The organism is Novosphingobium sp. ST904 (assembly GCF_001298105.1).
In the GTDB taxonomy this organism is placed as follows: domain Bacteria; phylum Pseudomonadota; class Alphaproteobacteria; order Sphingomonadales; family Sphingomonadaceae; genus Novosphingobium.
Genome location: NZ_LGJH01000022.1, coordinates 1 through 1,030, shown reverse-complemented (window position 1 = coordinate 1,030; position 1,030 = coordinate 1). Strand labels below are relative to the sequence as shown.

Annotated in this window: 1 protein-coding gene; it reads left to right on the top strand. The window is 58.9% G+C overall.

What is annotated here, in order from left to right; translation table 11 throughout:
• Positions 1-972, top strand: a 972-nt coding sequence (locus ADT71_RS00120) for a bifunctional diguanylate cyclase/phosphodiesterase (protein WP_156336347.1), incomplete at its 5' end; no start/stop codon positions are given.
• Positions 973-1,030: the final 58 nt, after the last annotated feature.

The following is a 1,030-nucleotide window of genomic DNA, read 5'->3' as shown; positions in this document are numbered from 1 at the left end:
AATGGGCAAGCCCATAGCTGCCGCGCTAGCATCGGCGTGGCGCTCTTTCCCGAGCACAGAACGGACGCCGATGGCCTTTACAAGAATGCCGATCTTGCGCTCTACGAGGCCAAAGTCGCGGGCGGCGGCACCCGCTATTTCAAAAGCAGCATGCGTGCCAGCCTTCAGGCCAGAATGTCGGAACTATCGCTTGCCCGTCACGCGCTTGACGGGGACCAGGTGCTGCCTTTCTACCAGCCCAAGGTCGATCTCGGTTCGGGCATCATCAAAGGATTTGAGGCGCTGTTGCGTTGGCGTGACCCCAAGCATGCCATTCATGCACCGGGAATGATCCCGGCCGCTTTCGAGGATGCCGAACTGGCCATTGCGCTCGACGAACGCATGTTCGAGCGGATCGCTCACGATATTACGAAGTGGAACAGATTGGGGCTTCCGATCGGTCGCATTGCCTTCAACGTGTCGGGCGCGACCTTTCGACAGGAGGATTTCGCTGCGAATTTGTTGGCGCGAACGGAGCGTGCCTGCATCCCAGCATCCTGCCTGGAATTGGAGGTCACCGAAACCGTGCTGCTGGAGCGGACCTCTCATAACGTAACCGAGACGTTCGAGCGCTTGCGACACGTCGGCATGACGATCGCGCTCGACGACTTCGGCACAGGTTATGCCTCGCTGATCCATTTGAAGCAGTTCCCCGTCGACGTGCTTAAGATCGACTGTTCGTTTATTCGTTCGCTCGATCCCAGCAACGCGGCGATCGTTCGGGCGATCGTGAACCTCGGCAGGGATCTTGGGATCACGACGGTCGCGGAGGGGATCGAGACGGACGCGCAAGCTGATCGATTGCACCGCGAAGGGTGCGATCAGGCGCAAGGCTATCTCTTCAGCCCCGCCGTAGCGGCTGAACAGGTACCCGCCTTGCTCGCCAATCTACATGGCCCAGTCGGCCCGAAGCTGCGATTTTGGCCATGTTGAAGAACAAAGATTGAACATGGCGATCTACCAGGCTCGCTCTTGTCCTCCAATCTCGTAA